This is a genomic window from Yersinia sp. LJYL362 (assembly GCF_048323875.1).
In genome coordinates, this window is record NZ_JBLWEX010000037.1 from 1 (window position 1) to 8,832 (window position 8,832).

Here is an 8,832-nt window from a genome sequence, read left to right on the forward strand (position 1 = left end):
TGAAAGCTAAGCAACAAGAACAGCGCTTACTTGATAAGCAACGCAATATTCTGGCAGTGGCAGGATTACTGCAACCGAGAATGCCAGCAGAAGAAGTACAGAGTGAGTTTGCGCAGCGGATTGAACCACGCCTGCTGGATTTGCAGAGCGGTGAGTTTATTCAACAAGATCCGGCAACCTTTGATCGCGTGCAGGCACTGCGTGATAACCAAATGAGTATTGCACTGACACCAGCACAGGATATGGCCGGTATTCGCCGTCGAGCGAATGTGGTTGAAATTTATCTGGTACGCGATGACAGCGGGCAGATAAACAAAATCGTGTTACCGATTTACGGTTCTGGTTTGTGGTCAATGATGTATGCCTTTGTCGCAATCGACACCGACGGCAAAACTGTACGCGGTATCACCTATTACGATCAAGGTGAAACCCCGGGGTTGGGGGGGGAAATCGAGAACCCTATTTGGCGTAACCAATGGATTGGTAAGCGGTTATTTGATGACCAAGGGCAACCGGCCATTCGTATTGTTAAAGGGCGAGCGCCAGCTAACGATCCCCATGCCATAGATGGTTTATCCGGTGCTACGCTGACCTCCAATGGGGTACAAAACAGCTTTGATTTTTGGCTTGGTGAAAACGGTTTTGGCCCGTTCCTGAAAAAAGTGCGCGAAGGGGCGTTAAAAAATGGCTGACGGTAAAGAGATTAAACGGGTTTTATTGGGGCCGTTATTTGATAACAACCCGATTGCACTGCAAATTTTGGGTGTGTGTTCAGCACTGGCAGTCACTACCAAGTTGGAAACCGCTTTAGTGATGACACTGGCTGTCACCTTGGTTACGGCGTTCTCAAGCTTCTTCATCTCACTGATTCGCAACCATATTCCAAACAGTGTGCGCATCATTGTGCAGATGGTGATTATCGCTTCGCTAGTGATTGTGGTGGATCAGATCCTACGCGCCTATGCCTATGAGATATCCAAACAGCTATCAGTCTTTGTTGGTTTGATTATCACTAACTGCATTGTGATGGGGCGTGCTGAAGCTTATGCGATGAAATCGCCACCCATCGAAAGCTTTATGGATGGTATCGGCAATGGCTTGGGCTATGGCGTGGTGCTAGTGCTGGTGGGTTTTGTCCGAGAGTTAATTGGCTCAGGTAAATTGTTTGGTGTGACGGTGCTGGAAACTGTCCAGAATGGCGGTTGGTATCAGCCTAATGGATTGTTCCTGTTGGCACCTAGTGCATTCTTTATTATTGGTTTGCTGATTTGGGGCCTGCGAACCCTGAAACCTGCGCAGATTGAGAAGGAGTAATTGACGATGGAACATTACATCAGTCTGTTTGTCCGCGCAGTGTTTGTCGAGAATATGGCATTAGCATTCTTTCTGGGGATGTGTACTTTCCTCGCAGTTTCCAAGAAAGTCTCGACTGCCTTTGGCCTGGGCATTGCGGTAACGGTGGTTTTGGGCATTTCGGTACCTGCTAACAATCTGGTTTATAACCTGGTTCTGCGGGATGGGGCATTGGTTGAAGGTGTTGACCTCAGTTTCCTGAATTTCATCACTTTTATTGGCGTAATTGCCGCCATTGTACAGGTTTTGGAGATGATTCTTGATCGCTATTTCCCGGCACTGTACAACGCATTGGGCATTTTCCTGCCACTGATTACGGTGAACTGCGCCATCTTCGGTGGTGTGTCATTTATGGCCCAGCGTGATTACAACTTCCCTGAATCTATTGTGTATGGATTTGGCTCCGGTATCGGTTGGATGTTAGCCATTGTCGCGTTAGCGGGTATTCGCGAAAAAATGAAATATGCCAATGTACCTGCGGGTTTACAGGGGTTAGGGATCACCTTTATCACTACCGGATTGATGGCCTTAGGGTTTATGTCTTTCTCCGGTGTGAACCTATAAAGGCAGGAATAATTCATGGAAATAATTCTGGGCGTAGTCATGTTCACCCTCATTGTATTGGCATTGACGGTGATGATTTTATTTGCCAAGTCAAAGCTGGTGAATACCGGTGATATTAAAATTGATATAAATGAGGATGCAGATAAGAGTTTCACCGCTCCGGCGGGGGACAAGTTGCTCAACATGCTTTCCAGCCATGGCATATTTGTTTCTTCCGCGTGTGGCGGTGGGGGCTCTTGCGGGCAGTGCCGGGTAACAATTAAAGCAGGCGGTGGGGATATTCTGCCTACGGAGCTTTCTCATATTTCAAAGCGGGAAGCCAAAGAAGGTTGCCGGCTGGCATGTCAGGTTAGTGTGAAACAGAATCTGAAAATTGAATTGCCGGAAGAAATCTTTGGGGTGAAAAAGTGGGAATGTGAGGTTATCTCTAATGATAATAAAGCCACATTTATCAAAGAGCTGAAGCTTAAAATACCGGATGGTGAGGTGGTGCCATTCCGTGCGGGGGGCTTTATCCAAATTGAGGCTGAACCCCATACGGTAAAATATGCTGATTTTGATGTGCCGGAGGAATATCGAGGTGACTGGGATAAATTCAATTTATTCCGATTTGAATCACTGGTGACGGAATCGACAGTGCGCGCCTACTCCATGGCAAACTATCCAGAAGAGCGCGGCATTATTATGCTGAATGTGCGTATTGCCACGCCGCCACCGTCAGTGCCGGATGCCCCACCAGGAATCATGTCTTCCTATATTTGGTCGCTAAAAGCGGGTGATAAAGTGGTTATTTCCGGGCCGTTTGGTGAGTTTTTTGCCAAAGAGACTGATGCGGAAATGATCTTTATTGGCGGCGGCGCGGGTATGGCCCCAATGCGCTCGCATATTTTTGATCAGCTTAAACGGCTGCATTCGAAGCGCAAAATCAGCTTCTGGTATGGTGCGCGTTCACGGCGCGAGATGTTTTATGAAGAAGATTTTGATCAGTTACAAGCTGAGAATGATAATTTCCGTTGGTATGTGGCTTTGTCTGATCCGCAGCCAGAAGATAATTGGACGGGTTATACCGGCTTCATTCACAACGTGTTATTAGAAAATTATCTTAAAAATCATCCGGCACCTGAAGATTGTGAATTCTATATGTGTGGCCCACCAATGATGAATGCGGCAGTCATCAAGATGTTAAAAGACCTTGGCGTGGAAGATGAAAACATTATGCTCGACGACTTCGGTGGCTGATTTGCCGCCACTCGAATTTCTACAGTAATGGGGGATATTGTGCAAAGACATATAGCGCGAAAATATATAATGCATTGGCTAATGGCTGCTATGGGGATTTTGCTGCTAACCGGTTGTGGCCCGGAGCAAATCAACCTTGAAGGTAAAACCATGGGGACCTCATATTCAATCAAATATATGAGTGACTCATCAACCCTCAGCCCGAAAAAGTTACAGCAGGAGATAGATCGCGAACTGGAACAGGTTAACGATCAAATGTCGACTTATCGGCCGAACTCCGAACTGAGTCGTTTCAATAAAAGTCAGAAAGTGGATACGCCATTTCCTGTTTCTGTTGCAACCGCCAAGGTGGTACGTGAGGCGATTCGTATTAACCGTCTGACTGACGGGGCGTTGGATGTGACTGTCGGGCCGTTGGTTAATCTATGGGGCTTCGGCCCAGAAGGGCGGCCAAATGTGGTGCCTACAGATGCTGAAATCACCCAGCGCCGTGGATGGACGGGGATTGATAAGCTTGCCGTAGAAAATGGTGCTTTGATCAAACGCATTCCTGAACTGTATGTTGATCTTTCTGCTATAGCTAAAGGATATGGGGTCGATGTCGTTGCCGAATATTTGGAAGCGCAGAATATCGATAACTATATGGTCGACATTGGCGGCGAAGTTCGGACTCGTGGCAATAATGGGGAGAATAAACCTTGGCGCATTGCTATTGAAAAACCTGTTGCAGGGTCAGAGCAAAGTGCGCAAGAGATTATTGAGCCCGGTCGAATGGCGATCGCGACTTCCGGTGATTACCGTAATTACTTTGAACAGAATGGCGTGCGCTACTCACATACCATTGATCCTGAAACCGGTCGGCCAATTAACCATCGCTTAGTTTCCATTACTGTTTTAGACCCAAATTGTATAACAGCCGACGGACTCTCGACTGGGTTAGGTGTTCTTGGGCCAGAGCGGGGGATGGCATTGGCTAATTTATTGGGTATTCCGGTATTTATGATAGTGAAAACCGACGAGGGCTTTGAAGAACATTCTTCTGAGTCATTCAAACCGTATCTACAAAAGCGGCTTTGATAGGAGAGAGCTATGTTGACTGTTTTTATCGCGTCTTTTGTCTTTTTCCTCTTGGTCATTGCTGGGATGTCGCTGGGTTATATTGTAAAACGTAAAACCTTACAGGGCAGTTGTGGCGGTATCGGGGCTTTGGGTATGGAAAAAGTGTGTGATTGCCCCGAGCCTTGTGATTCGCGCAAGAAACGGTTAGCTAAAGAGACCGCTCGACAGAAAGCTCTGGAACAGTATCGTATTCTATAGCGGGAGCCTAAATTGCCTTACTGCATCTAATCACCCTCGCTCAATGAATAGTGGGGCGAGGGTGAGTAGAGATATTCTAATTATTTATTGTCTTGGACTATCTTTTTAAATTGGCTTGGGGAGTCTACCATCACACCATTAGCGCCTAACTCTTTCGCTTTCTTATAATCTTCAGGGGTATTAATTCCGAAGAAAATAATATGTGCATTTGTATTCTTACGAAAACAGTCAACGGCCTCTTTATCCCAGCTTAATACGGCTTTAGAACGCCCTTCACCTAGCGTGTATTTTTCCACTACCTCAACATTGCGGTGTAATTCCAGACCATACCAGCGTTCTTTATTATCTGCGGGTAATTCACACTTATGATCCATCGTAATATTGGCTAGCTGCGTTCGAGTAAAGTCACGGCTTTCAAAACGCTGAATTTGATGTGCAGCATCACTTTTCTCATTAACCGCATCCAATGCTTTCAGATAACTATCATTGGTTGAGTAAACTCGGGTTCTGCCTGGCCGGTTATTTTCGCCTTTAGTGGTTGCTTCCAGTGTTTTTTGTAGTGCTTTGGCAAATATTACCGGGTTTGCATCTGGTGATTTAATGTCGAGGTAAAATGTTGTTGTCGGGAATGCTTTCAATACTTCATCCAGCGTAGGGATGCCAATGTGTGCAGCTGATTTAGGTTGAATATTATGTTTTTTATTATAATTAACACTGGCATCAACGTCGGCGAGTTGTTGTGCGGTATAGTCAGAAACTTTTCCTGATTTATTGGTTAATTCCTTAAGATCAGTAGGGCGGTACAATACGGGAATATTATCCTTTGATAACTGTAGTGTTATCCAGATTGCATTAGCCCCATTAGACAATGCTTTTTTGATGGCTGGAATTGTATTCTCAGGGGCATCAGCCGTTCCGCCTCGATGGGCAATAATTTGCGGTGCCTGAAGGGGCGTCGTTGAAGTGACTGAATTAGCATGTGTTACAAAAGTAGCAGAGAGTAATAAAGTAGCCATAATATAATTTCGCATGATATTTAGTTTCCATCCATTGACTGGTAATGAATTTTTTGCAGGTGACGTTAATCATATAGCCAATACGGTTAGGCTCTGTCGAATTTAATGATTTTTTATTAAAAATAAATGACAGAAAGAATAAAAACACCAATAACAGAATTCAATTCTGTTATTGGCGAAATTGGTTGCTATATTGATTAGGATAATTATGACCCTCAACAAGGGGGAATTAACGTCTTATGTTATTGAACAAAGTCTCTGGCATTAATTTTTCTCTAAAGCAAAAATGGTTCATCCACCTGAACCAGAAAATTCTGTAGGAATCTTAAAAAACATTAGTTAGGCAGGCAAAGGTTGTATTAATGTTACGTGTAATTTTATTGGGTGGTCGCGCTCCTAATGACCCGATCTTAAGAAGGAATGTAGTGTGTCGAAATTGCGAGTTGGTGTGATTTTTGGCGGTAAATCGGCTGAGCATGAAGTGTCATTGCAGTCAGCCAAGAATATCGTGGATGCGATTGATAAAGAAAAATTCGATGTAATGTTGTTAGGTATTGATAAACAAGGGCAATGGCATGTTAATGATGCATCCAATTACTTGTTAAACGCAGAAAATCCTGCATTGATCTCCCTGAACCATTCAAACAAAAAGGTCGCGTTGATCCCAGGTCAAGACCATCAGCAACTCATTGCTACCGACAATGCCTCTGCATTGGCTCAGTTAGACGTCGTTTTCCCTATTGTCCATGGGACATTAGGGGAGGACGGCTCCTTGCAGGGCTTGTTGCGCATGGCCAATATTCCTTTTGTCGGCTCAGGTGTCGTGGGGTCTGCGGTCAGCATGGATAAAGACATCACCAAGCGGTTATTGCGTGATGCTGGGTTGAACATCGCACCATTTATTACCCTGACACGGGCGAATAAAGATAACGACCGTTTTGAGCAAGTAACGGCAAAACTTGGGTTACCTTTATTTATAAAACCAGCAAATCAGGGCTCCTCGGTGGGTGTGAGTAAAGTGCGTAATGCGGCCGAGTATGAGCAGGCGGTGGCGTTAGCCTTTGATTTTGATCATAAAGTGCTGGTGGAATCAGCTATTGTTGGGCGAGAAATTGAATGTGCAGTCATGGGCAATGATAACCCGCAAGCCAGTTTGTGTGGTGAAGTTGTCATCAGCGACGAGTTTTATTCCTATGACACAAAATATATTAATGAAACCGGTGCTCAGGTCATTATCCCTGCATCAATAGACAGTGCCGTCAGTGATAATATTCGTGCAGTCGCTTTAGCGGCATTTCGCGCACTTGAGTGCCGTGGTATGGCACGGGTTGATGTCTTTTTAACGGCTGATAACCGTGTAATTATCAATGAAATAAATACCTTGCCCGGATTTACCAATATTAGCATGTATCCTAAATTGTGGCGCGCTACCGGTGTTGGCTCGACGGAATTGATCACCACACTGATTGAATTAGCTTTAGAGCGCCATCAGCAAGATCAATCACTGAAAAGCTCCATTCTCAAGTCACACTGACTATCGCGATTTCAATAGTAAAAGAGCTGCCCTGCGCAGCTTTTTTATTGTTTGCATAATGGGTTTGACAAAATGTCAGTAAATGACAATACTTCATTTATGAAACTTACAGAAGATCAACTCCTATTGCGGGAGAGCAAAAAAATCGTTGAGGCACTGGGCAAAACATTTGCGCCCTTAGTGGAGTTTGTCTTGCACGACCTCACTCAACCTGAACATGCCATTGCGGCGATTTCCAATAACTTATCCGGTCGAGAAGTCGGTGAGCCTGCGACTGAACTTGGGTTGAGCCGTATTGCTGACCCTAACTTTCCTGAAGTGATTGTTAATTATCCGAATCAGTTTCCTGATGGCCGTCCGGCAAAAAGCACATCAATTGGCCTGAAAAATAGTAAAGGGGAGTTCATCGGAGCACTCTGTTTGAATATGGATATCTCGCTGTTTTCCGCTGTTAGCGCCAGTTTGTCGCAGCTGACACAAACCACGCCTGCAGAGGTTCAAGAGTCTCTGGCATCACCTCGCCTTGAGATGTTGCGCACTCAACTGGAACAGTTTGCAGCCGCTCACAATACCACGCCACGCGCACTGAACCCGACGCAGCGACGTGAAATCGTTCGCCAACTGGCGCAAGCGGGTTTGATGGATTTGAAAAATGCCCAGACCGTGGTTGCGAATAATCTGGGTGTCGCCCGCTCGACTGTCTATACCTATCTCCCTACTGAAGGAAACTGAAGATGGCCCCATTAGCAATCTGTTACGACGATATTGTTCAAGCACATCAGCGGATTACAGGCTTTGCGCTCAAAACTCCGGTTTTGACCTCATCCACTGCCAATGAGCAGACTGGTGCGCAGCTGTTTTTTAAATGCGAAAATTTCCAGCATATGGGGGCGTTCAAATTCCGTGGCGCTTATAACGCGTTAGTGAAATTATCGGCGCAACAGCAAGCAAAAGGGGTCATTGCTTTCTCGTCAGGAAATCATGCGCAAGCTATTGCTTTGTCTGCTCGTAAATTAGGGATTCGCGCCGTTATCGTCATGCCAAAGGATGCACCCGCGGCTAAAATTGCCGCGACCCGTGGCTACGGCGGCGAAGTGGTGCTGTATGACCGCTATCTTGAGGATCGTGAAGCTATTAGCAATAAATTGGCACAAGAACAGGGGCTAAGTTTAATCCCACCTTATGATCATCCGGATGTGATGGCCGGTCAGGGAACGGCAGCGAAAGAGTTATTTGAAGAAGTGGGTGAGTTGGATGTGCTGCTGGTGCCACTGGGCGGCGGTGGGCTGTTGTCCGGTTGTGCCACAGTCGCTAAAGCGCTTTACCCCAATTGTCAGGTGATTGGGGTGGAACCTGCCGCAGGTAATGATGGGCAACAGAGCTTCCGCAGTGGAAAAATTGTAAAAATTGAAACGCCAGTGACCATTGCGGATGGTGCACAAACCCAGGCTTTGGGTCACTACACCTTCCCGGTGATTCAGGAACGGGTGGATAATATTCTCACTGCCACAGATGACCAATTGATCTCGGCAATGAAGTTTTTCACCAGCCGCATGAAGATTGTGGTTGAACCCACCGGCTGTTTAGGGGCAGCGGTGGCTTTTGGTGACCAGTTGGATCTGCACGGTAAACGCGTTGGGGTCATTATTTCGGGCGGTAATGTCGATTTAACGCGTTTGGCCCACTTTATTGATAAGCCTTGATGATGTCTGAGCCTATCTTGATAAATTCAACATCAGGCCTGCCGCCGGCGGGCCATTATAGCCATGCTGTCTGTGCGGGCGGTATGATCTATCTCTCCGGTCAATT

General features: G+C 46.0%; 10 protein-coding genes. 9 read left to right on the forward strand and 1 reads right to left on the reverse strand.

Annotation, left to right across the window (positions count from 1 at the left end; translation table 11 throughout):
• The 6 genes from ACNSO8_RS01485 to nqrM form a co-directional block, all read left to right on the forward strand.
• Positions 1-692: Na(+)-translocating NADH-quinone reductase subunit C (locus ACNSO8_RS01485; protein WP_418393609.1), on the forward strand; the 692-nt coding region annotated here is incomplete at its 5' end.
• On the forward strand, positions 685-1,314 hold the full coding sequence (locus ACNSO8_RS01490; protein WP_418393610.1) for an NADH:ubiquinone reductase (Na(+)-transporting) subunit D: 630 nt from the start codon (positions 685-687) through the stop codon (positions 1,312-1,314). The genes ACNSO8_RS01485 and ACNSO8_RS01490, both read left to right, overlap by 8 nt.
• A gap of 6 nt (positions 1,315-1,320) precedes the next feature.
• Positions 1,321-1,917 carry an NADH:ubiquinone reductase (Na(+)-transporting) subunit E gene (gene nqrE / locus ACNSO8_RS01495; RefSeq protein ID WP_004392325.1) on the forward strand — a complete coding sequence of 199 codons (597 nt, stop codon included), beginning with the start codon at positions 1,321-1,323 and terminating at the stop codon, positions 1,915-1,917.
• A gap of 15 nt (positions 1,918-1,932) precedes the next feature.
• Positions 1,933-3,156, forward strand: a complete 1,224-nt coding sequence (gene nqrF / locus ACNSO8_RS01500; protein ID WP_418393611.1) for an NADH:ubiquinone reductase (Na(+)-transporting) subunit F — start codon at positions 1,933-1,935, stop codon at positions 3,154-3,156.
• Between the two features lie 69 nt (positions 3,157-3,225).
• Positions 3,226-4,233 carry an FAD:protein FMN transferase gene (locus ACNSO8_RS01505; RefSeq protein ID WP_418393612.1) on the forward strand — a complete coding sequence of 336 codons (1,008 nt, stop codon included), beginning with the start codon at positions 3,226-3,228 and terminating at the stop codon, positions 4,231-4,233.
• Between the two features lie 12 nt (positions 4,234-4,245).
• Positions 4,246-4,473: a (Na+)-NQR maturation NqrM gene (nqrM, locus tag ACNSO8_RS01510; protein WP_418393613.1), complete on the forward strand. Its 228-nt coding sequence runs from the start codon at positions 4,246-4,248 to the stop codon at positions 4,471-4,473.
• Between the two features lie 80 nt (positions 4,474-4,553).
• Here the strand turns inward: nqrM and ACNSO8_RS01515 are convergent, their stop codons facing one another.
• Positions 4,554-5,504 carry a glycerophosphodiester phosphodiesterase family protein gene (locus tag ACNSO8_RS01515; protein ID WP_418393614.1) on the reverse strand — a complete coding sequence of 317 codons (951 nt, stop codon included), beginning with the start codon at positions 5,502-5,504 and terminating at the stop codon, positions 4,554-4,556.
• A gap of 412 nt (positions 5,505-5,916) precedes the next feature.
• Here ACNSO8_RS01515 and ddlA point away from each other — a divergent pair, with 412 nt between their 5' ends.
• The 3 genes from ddlA to ACNSO8_RS01530 all read left to right on the forward strand — a co-directional run bounded on the left by ddlA (position 5,917) and on the right by ACNSO8_RS01530 (position 8,726).
• Positions 5,917-7,023 (forward strand): D-alanine--D-alanine ligase, encoded by a 1,107-nt coding sequence (ddlA, locus tag ACNSO8_RS01520; protein WP_418393615.1) that lies wholly within the window; start codon positions 5,917-5,919, stop codon positions 7,021-7,023.
• A gap of 99 nt (positions 7,024-7,122) precedes the next feature.
• A complete protein-coding gene (locus ACNSO8_RS01525) occupies positions 7,123-7,755 on the forward strand; it encodes a helix-turn-helix transcriptional regulator (protein ID WP_418393617.1) in 633 nt (210 codons plus the stop codon).
• A gap of 2 nt (positions 7,756-7,757) precedes the next feature.
• Positions 7,758-8,726 (forward strand): threo-3-hydroxy-L-aspartate ammonia-lyase, encoded by a 969-nt coding sequence (locus ACNSO8_RS01530; protein WP_418393616.1) that lies wholly within the window; start codon positions 7,758-7,760, stop codon positions 8,724-8,726.
• Positions 8,727-8,832 lie beyond the last annotated feature (106 nt).